General features: G+C 50.9%; 20 protein-coding genes, 1 tRNA gene and 2 pseudogenes. 7 read left to right on the top strand and 16 right to left on the bottom strand.

All coding sequences use genetic code 11. From position 1 onward, the window contains the following. Positions 1-51 precede the first annotated feature (51 nt). Positions 52-1,927, bottom strand: a pseudogene (locus JCM2850_RS17210) (methanol/ethanol family PQQ-dependent dehydrogenase). Between the two features lie 270 nt (positions 1,928-2,197). Between JCM2850_RS17210 and pip the strand changes: the two are divergent. Both pip and JCM2850_RS04965 read left to right on the top strand, forming a co-directional pair. After that, a complete protein-coding gene (pip, locus tag JCM2850_RS04970; RefSeq protein WP_025870196.1) occupies positions 2,198-3,154 on the top strand; it encodes a prolyl aminopeptidase in 957 nt (318 codons plus the stop codon). Between the two features lie 14 nt (positions 3,155-3,168). After that, the gene (locus JCM2850_RS04965) at positions 3,169-4,461 is read left to right on the top strand and encodes a YhjD/YihY/BrkB family envelope integrity protein (RefSeq protein WP_025870194.1); all 1,293 of its coding nucleotides are present in this window, start codon (positions 3,169-3,171) and stop codon (positions 4,459-4,461) included. A gap of 157 nt (positions 4,462-4,618) precedes the next feature. Here JCM2850_RS04965 and JCM2850_RS04960 read toward each other — a convergent pair whose 3' ends face one another. The 7 genes from JCM2850_RS04960 to JCM2850_RS04935 form a co-directional block, all read right to left on the bottom strand. Beyond that, the gene (locus JCM2850_RS04960; RefSeq protein WP_025870192.1) at positions 4,619-5,767 is read right to left on the bottom strand and encodes a sugar ABC transporter permease; all 1,149 of its coding nucleotides are present in this window, start codon (positions 5,765-5,767) and stop codon (positions 4,619-4,621) included. Between the two features lie 16 nt (positions 5,768-5,783). Then, on the bottom strand, positions 5,784-5,909 hold the full coding sequence (locus tag JCM2850_RS23350) for a hypothetical protein (RefSeq protein WP_267879243.1): 126 nt from the start codon (positions 5,907-5,909) through the stop codon (positions 5,784-5,786). Beyond that, positions 5,906-7,330, bottom strand: a complete 1,425-nt coding sequence (locus JCM2850_RS17205) for a xylose ABC transporter ATP-binding protein (protein WP_199898252.1) — start codon at positions 7,328-7,330, stop codon at positions 5,906-5,908. The genes JCM2850_RS23350 and JCM2850_RS17205 overlap by 4 nt, the downstream gene beginning before the upstream one ends. Before the next feature lie 14 nt (positions 7,331-7,344). Continuing rightward, complete coding sequence (gene xylF, locus JCM2850_RS04950) at positions 7,345-8,361, bottom strand: D-xylose ABC transporter substrate-binding protein (RefSeq protein ID WP_025870189.1); 1,017 nt, start codon at positions 8,359-8,361, stop codon at positions 7,345-7,347. A 51-nt stretch (positions 8,362-8,412) separates the two neighbouring features. Continuing rightward, positions 8,413-9,648: a carbohydrate porin gene (locus JCM2850_RS17200; protein WP_199898251.1), complete on the bottom strand. Its 1,236-nt coding sequence runs from the start codon at positions 9,646-9,648 to the stop codon at positions 8,413-8,415. A 569-nt stretch (positions 9,649-10,217) separates the two neighbouring features. Next, positions 10,218-10,901: a Fe2+-dependent dioxygenase gene (locus JCM2850_RS04940; protein WP_025870187.1), complete on the bottom strand. Its 684-nt coding sequence runs from the start codon at positions 10,899-10,901 to the stop codon at positions 10,218-10,220. A 109-nt stretch (positions 10,902-11,010) separates the two neighbouring features. Beyond that, on the bottom strand, positions 11,011-13,194 hold the full coding sequence (locus JCM2850_RS04935; protein ID WP_025870186.1) for a TonB-dependent receptor: 2,184 nt from the start codon (positions 13,192-13,194) through the stop codon (positions 11,011-11,013). A gap of 207 nt (positions 13,195-13,401) precedes the next feature. On the opposite strand from JCM2850_RS04935, the gene trhO reads away from it, so the two are divergent. Next, entirely contained in the window at positions 13,402-14,331 is a 930-nt protein-coding gene (gene trhO / locus JCM2850_RS04930; RefSeq protein ID WP_025870184.1) for an oxygen-dependent tRNA uridine(34) hydroxylase TrhO, read from the top strand. Between the two features lie 145 nt (positions 14,332-14,476). On the opposite strand, the gene JCM2850_RS04925 is transcribed toward trhO, so the two are convergent. Further along, complete coding sequence (locus JCM2850_RS04925) at positions 14,477-14,821, bottom strand: hypothetical protein (protein WP_025870182.1); 345 nt, start codon at positions 14,819-14,821, stop codon at positions 14,477-14,479. A gap of 158 nt (positions 14,822-14,979) precedes the next feature. Between JCM2850_RS04925 and nhaR the strand changes: the two genes are divergently transcribed. Beyond that, the gene (gene nhaR / locus JCM2850_RS04920) at positions 14,980-15,897 is read left to right on the top strand and encodes a transcriptional activator NhaR (RefSeq protein ID WP_025870180.1); all 918 of its coding nucleotides are present in this window, start codon (positions 14,980-14,982) and stop codon (positions 15,895-15,897) included. A 53-nt stretch (positions 15,898-15,950) separates the two neighbouring features. Here nhaR and JCM2850_RS04915 read toward each other — a convergent pair whose 3' ends face one another. Beyond that, positions 15,951-16,214, bottom strand: a complete 264-nt coding sequence (locus tag JCM2850_RS04915; RefSeq protein ID WP_025870178.1) for a helix-turn-helix domain-containing protein — start codon at positions 16,212-16,214, stop codon at positions 15,951-15,953. A 67-nt stretch (positions 16,215-16,281) separates the two neighbouring features. Between JCM2850_RS04915 and JCM2850_RS20885 the strand changes: the two genes are divergently transcribed. The 3 genes from JCM2850_RS20885 to JCM2850_RS04905 all read left to right on the top strand — a co-directional run bounded on the left by JCM2850_RS20885 (position 16,282) and on the right by JCM2850_RS04905 (position 17,755). Further along, complete coding sequence (locus JCM2850_RS20885) at positions 16,282-16,539, top strand: helix-turn-helix domain-containing protein (RefSeq protein ID WP_234406101.1); 258 nt, start codon at positions 16,282-16,284, stop codon at positions 16,537-16,539. Positions 16,540-17,171: 632 nt separating this feature from the next. Then, positions 17,172-17,432: a type II toxin-antitoxin system RelE family toxin gene (locus tag JCM2850_RS04910; RefSeq protein WP_025870175.1), complete on the top strand. Its 261-nt coding sequence runs from the start codon at positions 17,172-17,174 to the stop codon at positions 17,430-17,432. Next, on the top strand, positions 17,429-17,755 hold the full coding sequence (locus tag JCM2850_RS04905) for a helix-turn-helix domain-containing protein (protein ID WP_025870173.1): 327 nt from the start codon (positions 17,429-17,431) through the stop codon (positions 17,753-17,755). Before JCM2850_RS04910 ends, JCM2850_RS04905 begins: the two co-directional genes overlap by 4 nt. Before the next feature lie 319 nt (positions 17,756-18,074). On the opposite strand, the gene JCM2850_RS04900 is transcribed toward JCM2850_RS04905, so the two are convergent. From JCM2850_RS04900 to rpsU, 6 genes and pseudogenes are all read right to left on the bottom strand, one after another. Continuing rightward, a complete protein-coding gene (locus JCM2850_RS04900) occupies positions 18,075-18,482 on the bottom strand; it encodes a hypothetical protein (protein WP_148301198.1) in 408 nt (135 codons plus the stop codon). Between the two features lie 274 nt (positions 18,483-18,756). Continuing rightward, positions 18,757-18,835 (bottom strand) — tRNA-Ile (locus JCM2850_RS04895). A gap of 14 nt (positions 18,836-18,849) precedes the next feature. Then, a pseudogene (gene rpoD / locus JCM2850_RS17195) lies at positions 18,850-20,770 on the bottom strand (RNA polymerase sigma factor RpoD). Between the two features lie 105 nt (positions 20,771-20,875). Then, complete coding sequence (dnaG, locus tag JCM2850_RS04885; RefSeq protein ID WP_025870170.1) at positions 20,876-22,606, bottom strand: DNA primase; 1,731 nt, start codon at positions 22,604-22,606, stop codon at positions 20,876-20,878. 75 nt (positions 22,607-22,681) lie between these two features. After that, on the bottom strand, positions 22,682-23,128 hold the full coding sequence (locus JCM2850_RS04880) for a GatB/YqeY domain-containing protein (protein WP_025870168.1): 447 nt from the start codon (positions 23,126-23,128) through the stop codon (positions 22,682-22,684). A 15-nt stretch (positions 23,129-23,143) separates the two neighbouring features. Next, positions 23,144-23,356, bottom strand: a complete 213-nt coding sequence (rpsU, locus tag JCM2850_RS04875) for a 30S ribosomal protein S21 (protein ID WP_025870166.1) — start codon at positions 23,354-23,356, stop codon at positions 23,144-23,146. Positions 23,357-23,386 lie beyond the last annotated feature (30 nt).

The raw sequence follows: 23,386 nt of genomic DNA, 5'->3' as shown, positions 1-23,386 counted from the left end.
AGAGCAACTAACCTATGGTCAGTTCTGAATCTTCTGCATTAAATCAGTCGATTACAGGCTGAACACGTTCAGTGCACCGCCGCCAGGAGCAGCGTTGTACTTGGTCAGTTCTTTGTAACCACCAGCAGCGCCAAGCGCGTCAGTGGAGTTTTCCAGACCCAGGTTCATCGCAACGCCAGCCCAACCGCCGATACCGGACAGTACGCCAACGTATTGCTTACCCTTGTGGCTGTATGTGAATGCATTACCAATCACACCGGAACCAACTTGGAACTTCCAGAGTTCCTTACCGGATTGAGCGTCAACAGCCTTGAACCAACGGTCCAGAGTGCCGTAGAACACCAGATCAGAAGCAGTAGTCAGAACACCCCCCCAAGCGGAGAACTTCTCCTTGTTGTACCACTTGCTCTTGTTGGTCATTGGGTCATAAGCAGCGAAGCCACCCATTACACCGTCAGGACCAGCAAACATGGTCAGAGTAGCGCCAACCCATGGTTGACCAGCAATGTACTTGGACTCAACTGGCTCGTATGTCATGCACACGTGGTTCAGTGGGGAGTAGATCAGACCAGTACGTGGGGAGTAAGCAGCAGGCTGCTGATCCTTGGTACCCAGCGCTGCAGGGCAGATACCCTTGGCGTTGTAGTCTTGGTGAGTCGAGTACTTGCCATCCTTCTGAGGAACGCCGCTCTTCAAGTCAATACCAGTTGCCCAGTTGACGAAGGGGTGTACCTTTTGTGCAGCAATGATGGAACCGTTAGCTGCGTCGAAGGTGTAAGCGAAACCGTTACGGTCATGGTGCCAAGCGTATGTCTTGCCACCCTTGTCGAACAGAATCACTTCGTTAATGCCGTCATAATCCCACTCATCGTGAGGAGTCATTTGATAACCCCACTTGGCGATACCAGTGTCCAGGTCACGGGCGAAGATGGTCATGGACACTTGTTGTCGCCAGGACGTACATCTGGGTTCCAAACGGATGGGTTACCAGTGCCGTAGTAGACCAGGTTGCTCTTCTGGTCATATGGCCACCAACCCCAGGTGGAGCCACCGCCGTGTTGCCAGCCGTCTTTAACAGCTTGTGGCTTCAGCCATGTCTTAACACCCAGATCCTTTTCAGGGAACTTCAGCTTTTCCTTAGGCAGAGCTTGAAGGAACCGCCTTCTTTGTTACCGCCGTTTACGTCTTCGTAAACAGACAGGGAGCTGTAGTGTGGGTTTTCTTTGTTGAAATCAGCGCCGATCAGAACTTCGGAGTCAGGACCTGTGCTGTATGCCTTCCATGCCAGGGAGCCGTCCTTCAGGTTGAACGCAGCCAGGAAGCAGCGAACACCGAATTCAGCACCGGAGCAACCAGTCAGAACCTTGTCCTTGATTACGTGAGGAGCGTTGGTGTTGGTAGCGCCAACCTTAGGATCGTTAACCTTAACGTCCCAAACCTTAGCACCAGTCTTCGCATCAAGAGCGACCAAAACGCCGTCGTTCTGTTGCAGGAAGATCTTGCCATCGCCATAACCCAGACCGCGGCTTACGTTATCGCAGCAGAGAACAGCTTGTACGGATGGATCTTGCTTAGGGAAGTAAGCCCAAACAATCTTTTGATTGTCGTTCAGGTCCAGAGCGTAAACGTTGTTAGGGAAAGCAGTGTGAACGTACAGAATGTTACCAACTACAACTGGGGAACCTTCGTGACCGCGGTTAACACCAGTTGCGAACTGCCAAGCAGCCTTAACGTTCTTAACATTGCCCTTGTTGATCTGGTTCAGCGCGCTGTAGCCTTGGTTGTTATGCTGGCCGCGTGGGTGTACCCAGTTGTTGGAATCCTTCAATGCAGCTTCTTGGTCAGCAGCAGCAGAAGCAACCATAGGCAGTGCCATGGTCATGCCGAATGCGACGCCAAGAGCCAACTTGACTTTGCTCATCTCCATTTTTATAAATCTCCATAGTGATACTACTAAGGGTTTAACAAGACCAAGCCCCTCATTTACCGCCACCCATTTATAATTACAGGCTCTTGCAGTTATCCGGAACTTTGCCTCTTACTCACTGTGGAAGCGAGTAGACTGCATCTTAGTTCACAACAAAACGTTTTGCAATACTCTAGTTACATTTCACTTACAATTAAATAACTCCCTTTTTTGGTGAGATAAATTCCCAGTCACCCTACAAGAACTTCCCGAAACCAGGATCGAATTCTCATGACCGCTACCTTATTCCCTGATATCAAGCCTTATATGGATGATCTGCTGCCGGTCTCTGCACTGCACAGCATCTATTTTGAGCAATCCGGCAATCCTGATGGTGAGCCTGTTGTTTTCCTGCATGGCGGCCCTGGTAGCGGCTGTAATCCCGGTCAGCGTCGCTTTTTTGATCCCGCGCATTACCGCATCATTCTTCTAGATCAACGCGGCTGCGGTAGAAGCCAGCCGCAAGGCGAAATCCGTGAAAACACAACACAAGACTTGGTGGCAGACCTGGAAAAACTGCGCCATCACCTCGGCATTGAGCGTTGGCTGGTATTTGGCGGCTCCTGGGGTAGCACTCTGGCACTGAGCTACGCACTGGCTCACCCGCAAGTGGTGACCGGGCTTATCCTGCGCGGCATCTTCTTAAGCCGTAAATTGGAATTGAACTGGTTCCTGAGTGACATTGAACTGTTCTTCCCCGAGCAATGGGCAACCCTGGTCAACTACCTTCCCGCTGAAGAGCAGAGCGAACCTTTGCTGGCGTTTGCCAGACGCGTGTTTTCCAGCGATAGCAGCATCAATGAAGCTGCCGCCATTCATTGGAACGCCTTTGAATCCAGCATTATGACTTTGCTGCCTGGCGCCCCTGGCACCCAGCCAGCCAATGGCCCACTGGAATTATCTAGAGCACGCGTACAAATTCACTATATTCAAAATCAGTGTTTTGTTGCTGATCTCGATTTTCTGCAAAAAGCCAAAACCCTGGCCCATATCCCCACTGTCATTGTTCAGGGCCGTTACGATATGGTGTGCCCACCGATTACCGCCTACCAACTGGCAGCCGCCATGCCTCATGCTGAGTTACATATGATTGCGGATGCTGGGCACTCAGGCATGGAAGCGGGCACTGTTGCGGCCTTGGTTGCTGCAACTGAGAAATTTAAGCGACAATCGCCCATCACAGCATAAAGCCGCAGGAGGGCTTGAATTTGGGTTTCAATCTATTCAGGGGCAAGCCCCTTGCTGATCACCCTGCCATCAGCAAGCCCAGGCGGGTGTATGCAAGGCAGCGCTACAGCACGCCCTTCTTTGTGCTGCGTGAAACCTTAAATAGCTTCCAGCTGCACAATGGCTTCGGTTTATCAGCCTCGCTGTCGTTCTATGCGATGTTTGCGCTGATTCCTCTTATCCTGCTGATGTTCTTTGTGCTGAGCCACCTGGTGGTCTCATCCAACTATGCCATCGTCAAGCTGGCGATTCTGGTCAGCAATCTGGTGCCCAAGCTCAGCAATCGCATCATGGTGGAGGTTTACAATGCCTCGCAGCACAAAGCCGCCTGGGGCTTGTTTGGTACCATTGCCATGTTCTGGATTGCGATTCCCCTCGCAGGTGCATTGCGTTCGGCCTTCTACACCATTGCCAGCGTAATGGAAGCGCCGTCTTTCATGCGCCGCCAGGTGAAGGACATCCTCGGGGTAGTGGGTATCCTGTTACTGTTTTGCCTGTTCACCATCTTGGGCCTGGGGATTGAGAAGGTAATAAATGTCCTGGAGCCTCATGCCGCGCACTCAAAATACATTAACTCTGTCACCTCTGTTGGATTGACCACTTTATTGATTGCGCTGTTCTTCCGGGTGTCGTTCCCCGTCAAGGTCAGGCTCACACATATATTGATAGGTTCCTTAATCACCGCGCTGTTATGGCTGGCCATGCGTCCCGCTTTCAGCCTGGTGCTGTCTGCCAACCCGGCTTATGGCGCGGTGTTTGGCGGCATGAAGAATCTGTTTATTTCCATTGCCTGGCTGTATTACACCTTTGTTGTATTTATGTTTGGCACGGTGCTGATCTCAACTATGCGCAAAAAAGATGTACTGCTGCTGCGCGGCTTGTTTGATCAGATGCCTGCAGATAAGGAGACCTATCTGGCCGAACTGATGGAACGCTATGGCAAAGTGTATCAACGTGGCGAACATATCTTCAGGGTGAATGACGCCAGCCATGACCTGTACTTTTTAGTGTCAGGCCGCATACGCCTCATGCTGGGCAGCCATTTACTGCGTGAACTCAACCCCGGGGATTATTTTGGTGAAATGGCTTTCCTGACCCAGACGCCACGGGTTGCAGACGCTATTGTGCTTTCCAACGAGGCCAAGGTGGTGGTGGTAAGCGCAGCTAACATTGAAACCTTGCTGCTGGGTGAGCCACGCATTGCCATGAATTTCTTACGGCAGATGGCAGAGCGCCTGCAGCAAAACCATTTGCAGGGTAGCGCTTAGACAGTCCTGCTCCGCTGGCTGGTGCTGTTCGCTGGCTTGGCTGGCCTGGCTACTTGCTTAGCCTGACCATCTGCTGCCCTTCATCCACCGAAAGTGGTGACACACCCTGCAGGCGCTTAACAGGCTGCGCAATAACAGGCTTGGAAAAACGGCAGCATCAAGTGCGTTCGGATCTCGTTGCCACGTCAATCCACACTGCCAGCACCAGCACGGCACCCTTGACTATCATCTGCCAGGAAGTGTCTACATTCATCTGCTGCATGCCGTTGTCTAGGCTAGCCATAACCAATGCGCCAATCAGCGCACCATATACCGTACCTGATCCGCCGCGCATGGAAGTGCCACCGATAAAACAAGCGGCAATAGCATCCAGCTCGCCGCCTATGCCTGCGGAGGGCGACCCTGCAGCCGCACGCGCTGTAGTCACAATCCCGGCAAAAGCGCACATCAGCCCCATCAGCATGAACACCAGCAGTTTGACGCGCATGACGTTAACGCCAGACAATCGACTGGCTTCTACGTTACCACCCACCGCATAGATGTGCCGACCAAACACCGTCTGATTGGTGATCCAAGAAAACACACCCAGCAGAGCCAATAGTATCAACACGGGTAGCGGCACACCGTAAGCCTGGTTCAGCACCATCACAAAGCCGATGGCCGTCGCACCGATGGCACCAACCTTCAATGCATCCATCCAGCGCGGTGGTACTTTCAGACCCAGCCTATGATGGCGACGGCGGCGTGCCAGTGTCAAACAGCAAGTCAGTACAATGATCAGTACGGCGATGCCCCAAGATAGGCCAGGCGGCACAAATGCCTGGGCAATGGCACCCAAATCGTCTGGCACCGGGGCAATGGTCACGCTATCGGTACTCAATTGCAAAAGACCTCGATAGGCCAGCATGCCACCCAAGCCGACAATAAACGACGGCACGCGCAGCCGTGTTGTCAGTGCACCATTGATCAAGCCCAGTGCGGCACCTGCGGCCAGCACTACCGCCACTGACAGCCATGTATTCCAGCCCAGATTCACGGTGAGGATGGCCACCAGCCCGCCTAGCAAGCCGAGTAGCGACCCTACTGATAAATCTATCTCGCCTGCGATGATGATCAGCACCATGCCGCAAGCCAGCATGCCGGTTACGGACATTTGTAGTAACAAATTGGAAATACTATTGGGGCGCAAGAAACCGCCATTGGTCTGATGCCAGAAAAACAGCCAGATCAAAGCCAGGGCCAGCAACATCGCCAACAGCTTGTGCCGCGCAAACAATAGGCGCAGTTCGGAGGAGGAAATCTTCATATTAGTCATATAGCACTCAGGAGAAATGTTGCATTGGTTCAGAGTGAAGGGCAGCGGCAAGCACACGTTCCTGTGTCAGGCCCTGAATAGGGAAATCGCCCGTGATACGGCCAGCATTCATCACCAGCACACGATCGCTCATACCGAGAATCTCAGGCAGTTCTGAAGACACCATGATGATGCTACGCCACGATCAGCCAGGTCGAAGATCATTTTGTAGATGTCGTATTTGGCACCAATGTCCACGCCACGCGTTGGCTCATCAAGAATCAATACCTTGGGGGTTTTCAATGCCATCTTAGAAAGCACCACTTTCTGCTGATTGCCGCCAGATAAGCTGGCGACGGGCAAGCCAGGGCTGGCTGTCTTGATGCGCAGACGCGCAATCTCGCGCTCTACCGTTGCCAGTTCTGAATCGCTATCCACGCGCACGATGCGTGCGTAGTCAGACAGACTGGCCAGCGTGATGTTTTCGGCCACGCTCATCTGCGGCACAATGCCATGGCGCTTGCGATCCTCAGGCACCAGACACAAGCCATGTGCAATGGCATCGGCAGGAAAAGCAATGTGCACCACCTGCCCCGCCACCCACACTTCGCCAACGCTGCGGCCAGCATAAGCCCCATAGATGGCTGACATAAACTCGGTGCGTCCGGCGCCGACCAAACCTGCTATGCCAAGAATCTCCCCCGCCCGCACCTGCAAGGAAGCATTGTCCACACGTTTACGCTGTGGGTTAGTGACATCCCAGCAGCTGACATCCCGCGCTTCCAGCACCACGGCACCGACTTGGCGCTCGGTGCGGGGGAAACGCGCTTCCAGCGCGCGCCCCACCATCAAGCCTATGATTCCATTTTCATCCAAGGTCGCTACCGGGTGGGTGGCGATATGCTTGCCATCGCGGATTACGGTAATGGTGTCGCAGACACGCATCACCTCGTCAAGCTTGTGCGAGATGTAGATACAGGCGACGCCAGCACGTTTGAGGTCATCGATAATGGACAGCAAGACCTCGATTTCCTTGGCGCTGAGCGATGAAGTCGGCTCATCAAAAATCAGCAGCCGTGCTTCCTTCGCCAAGGCCCTGGCGATTTCGAACAGCTGCTGATGGCCGTTGCCGTAGTTCATCACTGGCGCTGCCACATTAACGTCGGTGAGTTTCAGCCGTGCCAGCAATTCGGCTGCACGCTGGTGCATGGCCGGATAATTCATGCGGCCACAGGAGAGCCGCATTTCATTACCGAGAAAAATATTCTCGGTAACGCTCAACTGCTGCACCAGCATAAGCTCCTGATGCAGGATGACAATGCCAGCGCGCTCGCTGTCACTGGTCGAGCGCGACCTGAGCTCCTCACCTTCCCAAAGAATCTGTCCACAGTAACTGTCATAGGGATAAACCCCTGACAGCACTTTCATCAAGGTCGACTTTCCGGCACCGTTCTCGCCGCATAGCCCCAGGCATTCGCCAGGGCGCACACTGAGGTTAATACCCGAAAGTGCAGGCACGCCGGAGAATTCCTTGACGATATCGCGCATCTCAAACAAAGGCTGCTGCGAGAACATGGTGTGCCTTCCGCTTATTTACCAGCGATCTGATCGGCCGTATAAAAACCGTCCTTGACCAGGATATCCAGATTATCGCGGGTCACCATCACGGGCTTCAGCAACAGCGTGTTGACCTGACCTTTGCCGTTATCGAGTTTGGTATTGAAGGCGGGTGTCTTGCCTTGCACCAGCGCAACGGCCATTTCAGCAGCAGACTTGGCGATCACCTTGATGGGTTTGTATACGGTCATTGTCTGCGTGCCAGCAGCAACGCGGCGTACACCAGCCAAATCTGCGTCTTGCCCTGATACGGCAACCTTGCCAGCCAGCTTCTGGCTGGTCAGCGCCTGAATGGCACCGCCCGCCGTGCTGTCGTTAGAGGCAACAATGGCCTGGATATTATTGTTGTTGGCGTTAAGGGCATTTTCAATAATGGTCTGAGCCTTGGACTGATCCCACTCTGGTGTCCACTGATCGCCGACAATGGTGATATCCCCCTTGGCAGCCAAGGGTTTGAGCACATTCAATTGCCCTTCACGCAGAATGCGTGAATTGTTATCGGTGGCGGCTCCTCCCAGCAGGTAATAGCGGCCCTTGGGCACGGCGTTGACCACGCCCTGAGCCTGCATCTCGCCCACTTTATAATTATCGAAGGACACATAGCCATCAAGTGCCGTCCCCAGAATCAGACGGTCATAGGAAATGACCTTGATACCGTTGCGGCGGGCCTTGGCAATGGCATTGCCCAACACCTTGGAATTGAACGGCACAATCACCAGCGCGTCCACGCCGTCGGCGATCAGGTTCTCGATTTGCGCTATCTGGCGCGACTCATTGGCATTGGCGGATTGCACGTTGACCTTGGCCCCCAGCGCTGTGGCCGCCTGGACAAAATAATCACGGTCACGGGTCCAGCGCTCAACGCGCAAATCGTCAATAGAAAAACCAATCACGGGGGCATCCTTGCTGGCATGGGCGGTTGAGGCCGTGATCAGCACAGCAGATAAGGTCAGCACGCAGAGCAGCAAGCGGCGGAATAATGGAATCATGTCAATCTCCTATAGTGGTAGCGCAGTGCGCTCAAAAGGTGATGCCGGATTTTAAGCCAAGGACAAAGGCATTGTCGTTGCACGCGCGCCGCCCGGATTTTTAATGTATTGCAGGTTGGGCCGCAGATAAATTGAGGGGATAGGTGCCCAGCTGTAATAGGTTTCCACCACGTATTCATAGCCATCCCCGACGATGCTAGCGGGGTTACCCAAGCGCTCGTCCTGCTGGCGCATAAAGGCGGCGTAACGCCCATTGTTGTGAGTGGCACCTACAGCGACACCAATGACATCAAGCTCGCGTCCAAATGGCCCTTTGTTTTGCAAGCCCAGCGCCAATTGATGGTCTTGTGCAGCAGTCGCGCGATCCGCCTGAGATATGTTCAGGAACACCGAGGTGCCACTACCGCCTGCCGTACCACTGATCTGCTGTTGAAAGTTAATATACAGCCCATACTGACCATTACGCTCGCGCGGTGCCTGCCCAGTCAAACCGCGCGGCTCACGGTCTTTGTCCTGATACAAGTCCTTGCCGTCAGAGGTGTTGTACCAGCCTCCGAACTTGTAGGACCCAGCCAGGCCGTTCCAGGTCGGCAGCCAGCCATACTCCACCGGGATCAAGACACCCGTGGTGCCGTTGGGATTATCCAAGGATAAGCCGTGGTGCCGCGCATAACGGTCATCCACATATATAGGGTTAACCTGATACACACCCACTTGCACATAGCTTTCCTCAGCGGCATTGACTTTCAGGCGGGTGGCCCATTGGCTAGTCGGCCAGTTGACCCAGTAGCTACCCACCAGATTGCCAGGCTGTGCGCCGCAGAAGGTCAGGTTCTGAAAGTCACAGGAGAAACTGGCAAAGTCCTCGCCCACCGTCATACGACCAATTTTCCACTGCACCTGGTTATTCAAGAAGGCCTGATTCAGCCAGAATTGCGTCATGTGCGTAGTCTGGCCGCGTCCATAGACTTCCTGAATCAGCATATTATTGCCAATTCCGGCATCCGCACCCAGGTTGCTGCCATTACGGTCAGTAATGGTCATTTGAAATGTGGCACCGCTCCACCCTAGCAACTTGTCCATATCGACAGTGGTACCAAGCGCCCATTGATCGGTATAACTGGTCAGCTCTTTTTTGCCGCCGCTGTAATTGTGCGCTGCCTCACTCACATAGCTCAGACTGAGCGCAACACCGTGTTCACCGAGACTAGTGCGTAGCCCGCCCATGTTTCCCAAAAGTGTTGGGCTGGTTTGCAGATCGTAGGCCTGTGCTGCGCTTGTGGCCAAGAGCATGCCTGTCGTTAATATGGGAATCAGAAAACTGCGAGATGTTGCGTACTTATTCACTACTGCCGCTGCCGTAAGGCAAGGGGATAGTGTCATCACTCTCCTTATCATCACCATTCTCCTCAATGTATCGCCCGCATCTAGAACCTAGTGGGGCGTATTTTTTTCATGTTGATTTTGCGACGTGTCAATTTTCGACAAAATTAGTTTCCTCAAAATTGACTATATTGTCAATTTATGTTGTCAATTAAATTGATTTAATTTGACATATCAGGATTGATGGGGCGTTACCGCAAATCAAATGAGGCTGATCAATGAGGGTTAATGAGATTGTGCTTAGGCGTTCAAGACCGCTTGGCGCGGCGCTAACTGGCTGAGAGGCCTTGCTTGTGAGATGTTGACAATTACAGACGCGCAACTGTCTCGAGCGCGGATTACAGCGGGCAGAGGGATAGTCAGGGATGAAACAGGGCGCCAGAACGGCTTAAGGAAAGTCAGTGACAGATGACGAACATCATCTGTCACGAAAGCATGGTAAGGGCAAGCCTGCAACAGGCGTGCAGGGTGGCCTAGCTATCAGCCCACATGCGCAGCAGGTTGTGATACACCCCGGTCAGGCGTATCACTTCGGCATCCTTGCCACCACGCTCTGCGGTCAAGGCCTGGATGCTGTTATCCAGCTGAAACAACAGGGTTCGCTGCCCATCATCCCTGATCATGCTTTGCAACCAGAAGAATGAAGATACGCGCGCGCCACGGGTCACCGGGGTGACGTGATGCAAACTGCTGGAGGGGTATAACACCATATGACCTGCTGGTAATTTGACTTCCTGCTTGCCAAAGGTGTCTTCTATGGTCAGCACACCACCGTCATAATCTTCCGGCTCAGAGAAAAACAGCGTAGCCGATAAGTCACTACGAATGCGGAAACTGGTACCGCGCAGTTGGCGAATGGCGTTATCGACATGGGTGCCAAAGGCCTGCCCGCCCTCATAACGATTGAACAAAGGTGGAAACACTTTGTAAGGCAAGGCTGCAGATATAAAGAGAGGCAAAGCTCCTAGCGCATCCTGAATCAAATCCCCGACCTGGCGTGCCACAGGCGAGCCTTCAGGCAGCTGCATATTGTTTTTGGCCAATGCCGATTGCGCACCGGAAGTAACGTTGCCGTCCACCCATTCCGCCTGATCCATGGCGGCACGGCACTGCTGCACTTGTGCCTTGCTCAATACATTAGGTATTTCAATTAACATTTTATTTCTCCTGCCATCCAGCAAAAAAACCCTATAGAGGGTAAACCTCTATAGGGTCAATACGCGAGATATATTGCACTAAAACTGTAGCAGTTGCGCTTTTAGATCATTAGAACTTGAAGTTCAGCGACACAAATGCCAAGCGGCCTGGGGCTACTGTTGCAAAGTGACGCGTGTAAGTCTGATTGAAGTAGCGCTTGTCGGTCAGGTTTTGCAGATTAAGCTGAATGCTGACGCGCTCATCAATCTTATAGGAAGCCATACCGTCCCAACGTACATAGGATGGTACGTACAAGGAGTTACCTGGATCGGCATACACCTTGTCTACATAGAACGCCCCACCACCCACAGTCAGCTTAGGCAGCACATTATAGGTAGTCCAGACACTGGCGCTGTTCTTGGCAATCCCTGGCAAATCGTTACCCTTGTTGGCTGCACTACCCAAGTCGGTCATTCCACCTGCGAACTGGCCAGTCTTGGATTGCTCGGTATCCAGATAGGTATAACCTGCAAACACATTCCACTGGCTGGTGATCTTACCCGCAGCGCCCAACTCAATACCCTTGACCTTGACTTCACCCGCATTGGCGTAGACGTTATTAGCCACCAGCACACGTGCGTCGTACTTCTCGGTGTAGAAGGCAGCAGCCGTCAGCGATAAGCCATCAAGCACGTCCCACTTGGTACCCACTTCAAAGCTCTTGGTACGTTCTGGGCGCAAATCTGCGGTTGTGCTTGTGATGAGGTAGCCATTTTCTTGGTTGCCGTCACCATTGTTCAAGCCCACAGGTGTGCTGGAAGTGCCATAGGAGACGTAAACATTGCCACGCTCGTTAACCTTATATACCGCACCCAACTGGTAGTTCCAGATAGTGTGGTCTGCCGAGGCATTGTCAGCCGCGGTAGTAGAGTCACGACCAATCTTGAACTTGTCGTAACGTACGCCCGCATTGACCAGCCACTTCTCATTCAGCTCTATCGTATCAAATGCATACAGCGAGTGATTTCTGCTGGTTGTTGTATTGGATGGTGTACCAGCAAAGCTCACATCCAGATTGGATGGCCTGCTGGGGTCTGGATCAAACATATTGACCGGGGAAGACAATGTTCCGCTGGTCAGCGCAGTGAATTGATCGGTTTCTACCTTGGACCACTCAAAACCAACGTTCACTGTGTGCTTGATGCTACCAGTGGCAAAGGCAACGGAAAGATCTGTCAGGTTAGCCAAAGACTCAGTCTTGGTATAACGCGCCTGGTTGTTGAGGTTAAGCAAGCCAGAAGCACCACCAGCCGCCTGTACCAGCGCACGGGTAGTAACGTACTTGTTCTTGCTGATGCCGTACCTGGATGTATTGCGCAGCACCACATCATCATTGAAGGCATGCTTGAGTTCCAAAGTGCCGATATCAGTATCAGTCTTCTGGTAATCCTTATCCTTGAAGCCGTAGAAGTTATCCTTGCTCACACTCAGAGGACGGTGGTGCAGCACACCACTGTTGTCAGCATAAGGCAGGCCGCGATCAGCCATGTCATCGGTCTCAAAGTGGTACCAATTGACGCTGGCAGAAGTGGGGCCATTCAAACCCAAGGTAATGGAAGGCATAAAGCCCCAGCGCTTGACATCCACCGAGTCACGGCCCGGGGTATCGGCATCATGCACCATACCTACCAAACGGATAGCCGCATCATCACCCAACATATAGTTGCCATCGAAAGTCGCACGGCGATAGCTATCTGTGCCTACCCCAATAGAACCGGAGGTGAAATTATCAGCCTTGGCACGCTTGGTCACGATATTGATGCTGCCACCAGCAGAGCCACGGCCATCAAATGCGCCACTGGGGCCCTTAAGCACTTCCATCTGCTCAATGGCAAACACTTCACGCGTTTGCGCACCTAGATCCCGCAGCCCATCTACAAAAATCGCGCTCTGGGAATCGAAACCGCGAATGAAAGGACGATCCGTCATGGCCGAACCACCGCCTTCACCAGAACCAAAAGTGATGCCAGGTACAGTACGCAATGCGTCCTGGAAGGTATTGGAACCTGTATCACGGATCACATCTTCCGTTACCACGGTGATGGATTTGGGGGTGTCTTTCAGTGTGGCTGTGAATTTCTGGTTGGCAGACTTTTCAACCTTATATGGATTTTCCTTTTTGGACTGTACCTGGGTTTCAGGCAAGGTCACAATATCTTCGGCGGCCACGCTGGCACCAGAAAACACCAAGGCCATGGCGGTTACCACGGGCTTGAATGCCAGCCCTGGCTTATTTTGCAGAATTTTTTTCACGATTTCTCCTTTACACAACTTTAAAAATTCTTAAAAGCCGCGAATATAAATAAGAATTCTTCTTGTTACAAGTAATATTTAGCCTTTGTTGCACATAAACAACACAAATATCCCTCTGTTAATTATGGGAATTTGGATTAAAATATTGTGCTTTCTGGCTGGTGAAACATCCTTTCCAGCCTTGATTACCATTGCGAGAAAAACACCGTGACCCAGATTGTCGTTGCCGCTTTATACAAATTTGCCAGCCTCCCTGATTACGCCCAGCTTCAACCGGGTTTATTGGCGCTGTGTAATGCTCAAGGCATTAAAGGCACTTTGCTGCTGGCGGAAGAAGGCATCAATGGCACGGTGGCTGGCACCCGCACAGGCATAGACACCCTGCTGGAATACTTAAGGCGTGACCCACGCCTGGCTGACCTGGAACATAAAGAGTCTTACACCGACGAATTGCCCTTCTACCGCATGAAAGTGCGCCTGAAAAAGGAAATCGTGACCTTGGGCGTGCCTGGCATAGACCCCAATAAAACCGTGGGCACCTACGTCAAGCCTGAAGACTGGAATGCGGTAATTTCAGACCCGGATGTCGTGGTGATTGATACCCGCAATGACTACGAATTTGAAATCGGCACATTCAAAGGTGCCATAGACCCCAAGACCACTACCTTCCGTGAGTTTCCTGAATATGTACGCAACAACCTCAACCCTGCGCGCAATAAAAAAGTGGCCATGTTCTGCACTGGCGGCATACGCTGCGAAAAAGCCAGCGCCTATATGCTGGAGCAAGGCTTTGAAGAGGTATATCACCTGCAGGGTGGCATACTGAAATATCTGGAAACCGTGCCTCAGGAAGAAAGCCTGTGGGAGGGTGAGTGCTTTGTGTTTGATCAACGTGTGGCAGTCAAACATGGCCTGGAAGTGGGTGACTATGATCAATGCTATGCATGCCGCCACCCTGTGTCAGTAGAAGATATGGCCTCGGACAAATATGTTAAAGGCATCTCCTGCCCGCGTTGCTATGACTCTTTATCTGCAGAAAAGCGCGCCAGCATTACTGAGCGGCAGAAACAAATCAATTTGGCCCGCCAGCGTGGTGAAACACACATTGGTGACAATGCGCACAAGCATCACTCCTGAAGCCGCTCCAACCCCGGCATCACCCTAGCTAAATCTTCACGGCAATAAAAAAACCCCAAACATATATTTATGTTTGGGGTTTGCAGTTTTGTAGCCAGCTGCAACCGGCCACAAACCTTGTTTGTAATGTTAGGCTGACGTCAGCTTAGTTAACACCAACGTAGCGCTTTACCTTGAAGTGGTGCTTAGGGTGCGTTACGTATACAAACTTCTTGCCTGCGTTACGGTCAGCACTCACACCGCTGGTATCAATACGGTTAGTATTGAAGTGGTGCTTGAAGTGAGGACGGTTGTTACGGGACTTCACCACATCTTCGTGAGATGCTACCGCCTCAACTTCTGACACACGGCCTTCAGCAGTAGTGTTAGGGTTGATGTTGGCAGCCGCCAGGACTTGGTTGTTCAACAAGGCTTCATTTTCGTCAGCGTGTGTCAGAGGTGCCCAAGCTGCAATCAGAGCCAGAGCTGCAATAGATAGTGTCTTTTTCATGATTATCTCCAGGTAGTTATATTTGTTAGCGAAACCTTACAATTCCGCAATAGTTGACATGTTACTAAACTAAGACCTAGAGAAAAACATAACATTCCCTGATAAACACTTCGATAAATCCGAAGTATCATGGCATAACGCGGCACTAGGGTACTCATATGAACTATAAACAGCTAAGTTATTTCTGGGCGGTGGCAAAGGCTGGCAGCCTGGTCAAGGCCAGCGAGCAACTGGGCGTCACCCCGCAAACCTTGAGTGGGCAGATATCTCTGCTGGAGGCAGAACTCAACGTTACCTTATTTAAGCGCGTTGGCAGAGGCCTGGAGCTTACCGATTCAGGCCGCATTGCCCTGCCCTATGCCGAAAGTATTTTTGAGACTGGCAGCATGCTGGAGGAAACCCTGCGTCACCAGCCCAAGAAGCGGCCACGGGTATTTAATGTAGGCATTGCAGAGTTTGTACCCAAATCGATTGCCTATCATTTACTCTCCGCAGCCATGTCGCTGGAAAACCCCATACGTATTGTTTGCCGCGAAGATAATTTTGAAACCTTGCTGGCCCAGCTTGCCATTCATAAGCTAGATATCGTGCTGGCTGATAGACCCATGCCTAGCGAAGTGAACATCACAGGCATTAGCTATAAGCTAGGTGAAAGCGGCACCAGCTTTTTTGCCAAGGCAGAGCTGGCATTGAAATATCCGGGGCAGTTTCCTGAACGTTTGCACAGAGCACCCATGCTAGTAATGGGAGAAGACAGCCTGATTCAGCGGCAGCTCATGCGCTGGCTTAATGAGCAGCACATCACACCTAATATTGTCGGGGAGTTTGATGACAGCGCACTGATGAAAGCATTTGGTATGGCAGGCATAGGCTTTTTCACGGCCTCATCCGTTATCGCGCACGAAATTGAACAAGAATACGGTGTGATCAAGATTGCGGAGACCGACGAATTTACCCAACAATTTTATGCAATCTCAGTGCCAAAACGCGCCAACCACCCTGCGGTAGTTGCGGTTAATGAATCTGCAGACAAACTATTTCTATTTAATAAAACACCCGCTTCAACTTCGCTATAACAAAAGTATCGTTACGGGTGTTATTACCGCACAGCGTATCACTAACTTAAAGCTCAGCTTTCAGCATCAGGTACATCATCTTTATAAGGAGGTATCTCTTGCTGCACTACTACCCCTTCGTCCATCAACAAAAATGCAGCGTACTGTGGCCACTGCTTAGCAATAGCAATGAGGATTCCAGCCCTGGGTTCTCTTCTACCTAATTCCGTCCCGATCAGAGTGTCTTTAGGTATCCCTGTACGGCGACTGAATTCAGTGCGACCGAAACCAAGACTTTCACGGATTTTTCTAACTTTCTCACCAATGGGCATTGACATATGTATATGGATAAATTATTGTCTCGTTGACTATTGTTCACACAACCAATAGTCAATAGAATATGTTATGATTCCCAATGATATTCAATTGAGGCCTTCCGCGATTATGGACAACGCACTTGATACTCGTCAATTACCTTCAATACCTGTTATCTCCAGAAAACGCTTCGCAGATCTGGTTGGCGTGAGTGAAGAAACCGTAAGCGGTTGGATTAACAGAGGTTATCTCCCAGCCTTCAAAATGGGAAAATATCGACTAGTTAATTTGGCCGTGCTCAATAAACTTGCCCTTGAACGCCCCTATTATGGTTCCAGCGTCAGATAGGGGGCAAAGCGCTTTAAAGCAAGGGATTACTATTGACCAACACTCATTGTCATATTGAACAAGAAATATCAGTTGTGTCACATAACATTAGCGCAACACCATTTACCCCGCCATGTCATTTCTCTTAAGCCAGCTTTATTTTAGAAAAATAATGCTAGTGATTTTTAGGCTTTTGCATCATTTACACATAAAGGTTAAGAGCTCCTGCGCTGCAAAATTTATCCATTTTTGCAGCAGCATTTCAACTATGACAGCAGCCCAATCTTTCAGGTTAATGCGAATGAACTTCAGTCAAAAATTCTAGTTGGTATCAAATGGCACACTGGCTAATCGCGATTAACCCACGTACTACTCGCCGTTGTGTAAAAGGCCGTTAATCGAGTCAAATCTCCTGAGCGCACAAACTGCAACTGCATACATGAATAACTGCTTATACACCCATTTACAGCCTGGTGCAGATAAGAAACGCTCGGCAGCTATATATAGTATGTTGAAGCAAAGGCGGGATAACGGTTTAACCAACCCGCTAGGTGTATTGGTACTGCACATGAATGATTTCTTACCTAAGCAAACAGATATAACTCAGATATGTGAAATATAATCAAATATAACCTATAATGAGTGGTCAGCCCATGAGCTATACCCTATTCATCAAACGCCAGGCGGCAAAAAAGCTTAATAGCCTGCAACGGCCTGACAGATTCAGGATTATTGAAAAAATTGAGCTGCTGGCCATCAACCCAGACAATCCAGACCTAGATATAAAAAAATTAGCGGGGGAACCCTATTACAGACTTAGGGTTGGAGACTGGCGCATCATTTACGAGCGCCGGGATGACGTCAGAATTATTGCGATAGAGAAAATCAAGCCGCGTGGAGATGCTTACAAATGACCCTGCAAACCATAAAGTCACTGGATGGCAAAGACGAATATGTTTTGCTGCCCATCGCTATATATGAAGCCCTTAAGGACAAAATCCAAGATCAGCTCGCGGCAAAGCATGCGCCAGCAAATGACGATGATGAGTTTATTCCCTTTGTGCTAGAAGATTATATTGATAATCCTCTGGCCCTGGCTCGCATCAAAGCAGGCTTCACCCAACAAGAACTCGCCGCCAAGCTCAACGTAACTCAAGCTTATATCAGCAAAGTCGAACGGCAAGACAAGGTAACAGCGAAACTACTTGAACGTGTTCATGCTGCATTAGCAAAATGAAGCTCATTGTTCTTTTGAAAGACCGTGATTACGAAAACATCTGAGCTGTTATTCAGAAGTAAGTGGATAATCCCTGCAGAAACCGCCAGAAGGGATAATTACCTAGGCATTTGAAGCTGTAGTAACTACGACAGCAACCCCTTAAGAAAGTGTGCCGCTCTTAAACGGCGCGGATGTGCGATATTTCGCGCACCATACCAAGTTCAGCGGGCGTCTATACCCTGTCCCTTCAACAAACTTTGGCCATAGCTTTATCACCACACCATGAGCCTGAAACATGCCTACATTGCGCTAGAGCATTTGCAGGAAGCAAAAAATTTTAACCTGCTAATGTCTTCTGCTCCTTCATCAAATCTCTACTAGCACGAATAGAAGCGACATCAAAAAGCTGTTCTACCCCAACTGCTCCAGCCACGAAACCGGATATAAGTATCTGAATTAATGTTGTTGAACCATAATGATCGATTATCAGCGGTGCATACACTATTGGAAGTACTGCAATCATTATCAAAATGAAATATGCCACACACTTAACAATGAAGAGTTTCTGTAAAGTTGACTCACTCTTTGTTGTTGCAATCCACCCATTTTCTATATGGACAAATTCTCCAGCCAAGTTAAAAAGCCTAAATGCTTTCGTTGGATTCGGAAATCGAATCAATAGCTCAATAGCTTCAAAACTGTATCTCTTACGGAAAAATACATAAAAGGCTTGTTCGACAATCAAAGGCTGTCTGGCCCTAATGTCTATACTCAGAAATGATGATATGAATTTGTAATCCTCTTGTAGTTTTAAATGACTCCTTGAGCTTTGTCTGATCAGATTGATTAGAAACTTGAGAGCCAGTGGGGTCAGAACGGTTATTAATACCTTTGCTATCTCCAGGAGCATATTTTTGTTCTTACGGATGAAGAAGATTTGATTATGTATGAAAAATCACAACGTGTTGACAGCAGAAATGACAAAGGGGTTACGTTTTCACGTAACCCCTTTGTTTATATGGTGGGCCCCCCCGGAGTCGAACCGGGCACCAACGGATTATGAGTCCGCTGCTCTAACCAAGCATGAGCTAGAGGCCCAAAAGCTTTACCGCTTAATCGTTGCCAGTCTCGAGGAAACTGCGCAGGCGCTCAGAGCGGGTTGGGTGACGCAGCTTGCGCAGCGCCTTGGCCTCAATTTGACGAATACGCTCACGCGTTACATCGAATTGCTTACCGACTTCTTCCAGTGTGTGATCGGTATTCATTTCAATACCGAAGCGCATACGCAACACCTTGGCTTCTCGTGCGGTCAGCGATTCTAACACTTCTTTGGTCGCTTCGCGCAAGCTTGCGTATACAGCCGCATCAACAGGTGCCAATGTTGCCATATCTTCGATGAAATCACCCAGGTGAGAGTCGTCGTCGTCACCGATAGGCGTTTCCATGGAGATAGGCTCCTTGGATATCTTCAGGATTTTGCGGATTTTGTCTTCCGGCATTTCCATTTTTTCCGCCAGGGTGGCTGGATCTGGCTCTAAACCAGTCTCTTGCAGTATCTGGCGACTAATACGGTTCATCTTGTTGATGGTTTCTATCATATGCACCGGAATACGGATGGTACGCGCCTGATCCGCGATAGATCGCGTAATGGCCTGACGTATCCACCAGGTGGCATAGGTAGAGAATTTGTAGCCGCGACGGTATTCAAACTTATCTACCGCCTTCATCAAGCCGATGTTGCCTCCTGGATCAAATCCAGGAACTGCAGGCCACGGTTGGTGTATTTCTTGGCGATAGAGATCACCAGACGCAGGTTGGCCTCAATCATTTCACGCTTGGCACGACGTGCACGGGCTTCGCCTGTGGACATCTGCTTGTTGATTTCCTTGAGTTCCTTGATAGGAATACCCACACGGTCCTGGATATCCAGCAATTGTTGCTGCTGGTCATCAATAGAGTGCTTGAAGCGCTCAAGACGTTCAACGTAAGGCTTGTTCACAGCCAACTCAGGGCCTAACCATTCCAGGTTGCCTTCATTGCCAGGGAAGCTCTTGATGAAGTGCGGGCGTGGCATGCCAGCCTTCTCAACACAGAAGTCCATGATCTTGCGTTCATGCGAGCGAATTTCGTCCACCATGCTGCGCACGCGCTCACAGAGGGCTTCAACTTGCTTGGCAGAGAAGCGGAAGGCCATCAGTTCTTCAATGATGACGCCTTGCAGCTTGAGGTATTCTTTATCTTGCGAGCCTTTGCTTACCAGAATGGCGCTCATTTTCTGATGCGCGTCACGGATAACAGCAAAGCGTACTAGTACTTCTTCGCGCAGTTTGGCGAGGGCTTCGGCGGAGATGGCAGCTGCCTTGGCGCCGTCATCATCTTCATCGTCCTCATCCTCGTCACTTTCTTCATCTTCATTGGCTTCAGCCGCTTCTTCGGCTGCCATTTCAGAGCCCAGGCCGTCATCGGCATCAATCAAGCCATCCACCAGGTCATCAACGCTGATTTCATTGCTTTCAACCTGATCCACCATGGCCAGCAATTCGATAATGGTGCTGGGGCAAGCGGCAATCGCTTGCACCATGTGCTTGAGGCCATCTTCAATGCGTTTGGCAATTTCAATTTCGCCTTCACGGGTCAACAGGTCAACCGTGCCCATTTCGCGCATATACATACGCACAGGGTCTGTAGTACGGCCAAACTCGGAATCCACAGTCGAGAGGCTTGCTCTGCCTCTTCAACCGCGTCTTCATCCGCTACCGGGGCTGGTGCATCTGACATCAGCAGGGCTTCGGCATCCGGGGCTTCTTCATACACCTGAATGCCCATGTCATTGATCATGCCGATGATGCCGTCGATCTGTTCTGAATCCTGAACGTCGTCTGGCAGGTGATCGTTGATTTCAGCGTAGGTAAGGTAGCCACGCTCCTTGCCAAGCACGATGAGCGATTTCAAGCGCGTGCGACGGATATCCGCGTCATTCAGCGAGCTGTCATTTTTCTCATTTACATTGTCGTTTTGTTGCTCTTTAGCCATGCTTGACCTCAATCTGACATACCGCAAAGTTGATTTACGGAAAACCCTAGATTATATCTCAAAAACACCTACAATTTTTAGCAGTTTTTCTGCCCTGCAATAAACTTAGCGCTGACTGATAGACTTTAAAAGCTCGCGCTCTTCAGGTGTTAACTGGCTCAATGGCTTCTCTTTCAGCCTATCAACCACTGAGCTTTGCTGCCTTTGCACCACCAGTTCACGCAGCTGTTTGCGCAAACCTTCCAGCTCCAATGCAAAATCCAGGCTTTCATCCAGCAAATGCAGCTCGCGCTGCAATTCGCGCAACACTACACCATCCACACTGGCTTCAAGCTGATGCAACATCACCACAGGCTTGGCGGCCGGATTGGCCAGCGCCAGTTGCAACACCTGGGTTAACAACACCTCATCCGGATTGATCTGCGATAACCCTTGCAGATCACTCGGCTGCACCAACTGCGGCTGCATAATGGCCATCAAGGCATAACGCCGCTGCAAGCTCATGGTGGTGCGCGTTTGCCTGGGAGCAGACCGGGCCGGGCTGCGTTTAGTTTCCGGCAATTTGATCATGCTGCGCATTTCATCCGCGGAAATATCCGCCAATTCCGCCACGCGTTTACGTAACAGCAAACCCAATCTTGGCGCTTGAATCTGCTTGAGTATGGGTTCAGCCTCATTGAGAAAACGCACCCTGTCCTCTTGCGATTGCAAGCCATTGCTGGCGCTTAGCTCCTGCACCAGGTACTGCGACAAAGGCACGGCCTGGCCGATAAAACTCTCAAACGCTTCTTTGCCGAATTCGCGCACATAGCTATCCGGGTCATGCTCGGTCGGCAAAAACAAAAAGCTCAGGCGCAAACTATCCGTCAACGCAGGCAAGGCATTCATCGCCGCACGCCAGGCGGCTGCCCGGCCCGCATTATCACCATCAAAGCAAAATACAATTTCGTCGGTCTGGCGCATCAGCTTGGTGATATGCGTAGGCGTAGTTGCAGTCCCCAACGCGGCCACGGCATATTCAATACCGTATTGCGCCAGCGCCACTACATCCATATAGCCTTCCACCACCAGCACCCGACCCGCATCACGAATCGCCCGCCGCGCTAGAAACAAGCCGTAAAGCTCTTGGCCTTTCTGAAATAGGGGCGTTTCAGGCGAATTCAAGTACTTGGCACCCGCATCAGCCGCTTCCAGCACACGGCCACCAAAGCCTATCACCTGACCCTTCTGGTCATGAATAGGGAACATGATGCGATCACGGAAGCGATCATAGCGCCGCCCCTGCTCGTTTTCTATCACCAGCCCAGCGGTTTTCAGCGTTTCCTGGCGGTAATCGGCAAAAATCTGTTCCAGGTTTTGCCAGCCCGCTGGGGCATAGCCCATTTGAAAGCGCGCTGCCACCTGACCACTCAAGCCACGGCCCTTTAGATACTCAATCGCCCGCTCAGATTGCTTGAGCTGCGCCTTGTAGTAGTTGGCCGCTTGCTGCATGACCTCATGCAAACCAGGCAGTGCCTTAACACGCATTTCATCCTCGGGCCGCGTTTCTTGCGGCACTATCATGCCTACGGTCTTGGCCAGCTCGTGCACAGCCTCAACAAAGCTGATGCCCTGATATTCCATAATAAAACCCAGCGCCGAGCCATGTGCACCACAACCAAAGCAGTGGTAAAACTGCTTGGTGGGGCTGACAGTAAACGACGGGGATTTTTCGTTATGGAAAGGGCAGCAGGCAGAGTAATTGGCCCCGGCCTTTTTTAAAGGCACGCTGCGGTCTATCACATCGACAATATCGACGCGATTGAGCAAATCCTGAATAAAGGAATCGGGAATCATGCGGCCAACTCAGCGCGGAAAAAAACAAAAAAGGAGCCCGAAGCTCCTTTTTCAAATGCTGCGTTGTGCACGATATCAGGCAGCAAGTCTGGCCTTTATTAATCCAGAGATTTTACCCATGTCAGCACGTCCCACCACTTGTGGCTTGACCGCCGCCATGACCTTGCTCATATCCTTGATGCTGGTAGCGCCAACTTCGGCTACTACAGCTTCGAGTATTGCCTTGACTTCATCTTCGGTCAGCGGAGTAGGCAAGTAATCTTGCAGTACAGTCACCTCAAACTCTTCAACCTCAACCAGATCCTGGCGATTAGCCGCCTGATATTGCGAGATTGAATCGCGGCGCTGCTTGAGCATTTTTTCTATCGCCTCGATGACTTGTGTGTCATCCAATTCGATACGCTCATCCACTTCGCGTTGCTTGATCGCTGCCTGCAACAAACGAATAGCGCCAAGACGTGCACTATCCTTGGCACGCATGGCAGCTTTCATATCTTCAGTAATGCGGGCCTTGATCGACACGACAACCACCCAGGCTTAGTAGAGCTTGGTAGGCAGAGTCTGGCTGCGAATACGGCGATAGTGACGCTTAACAGCAGCAGCAGCCTTACGCTTGCGCTCCCATGTAGGCTTCTCGTAGAACTCACGCGCGCGCAAGTCGGTCAACAGACCAGTCTTTTCAATCATGCGCTTGAAGCGGCGCAGAGCCACGTCAAACGGCTCGTTTTCTTTTACACGTACGCTAGACATTTAAATCACTTTACCTTTGAGAAAGGGTGA

It is taken from the genome of Methylobacillus glycogenes JCM 2850 (assembly GCF_000617925.1).
GTDB classification, from domain to species: domain Bacteria; phylum Pseudomonadota; class Gammaproteobacteria; order Burkholderiales; family Methylophilaceae; genus Methylobacillus; species Methylobacillus glycogenes.
Note: the sequence above shows the minus strand (reverse complement) of the source record. Positions and strands in the feature narration are given on the sequence as shown.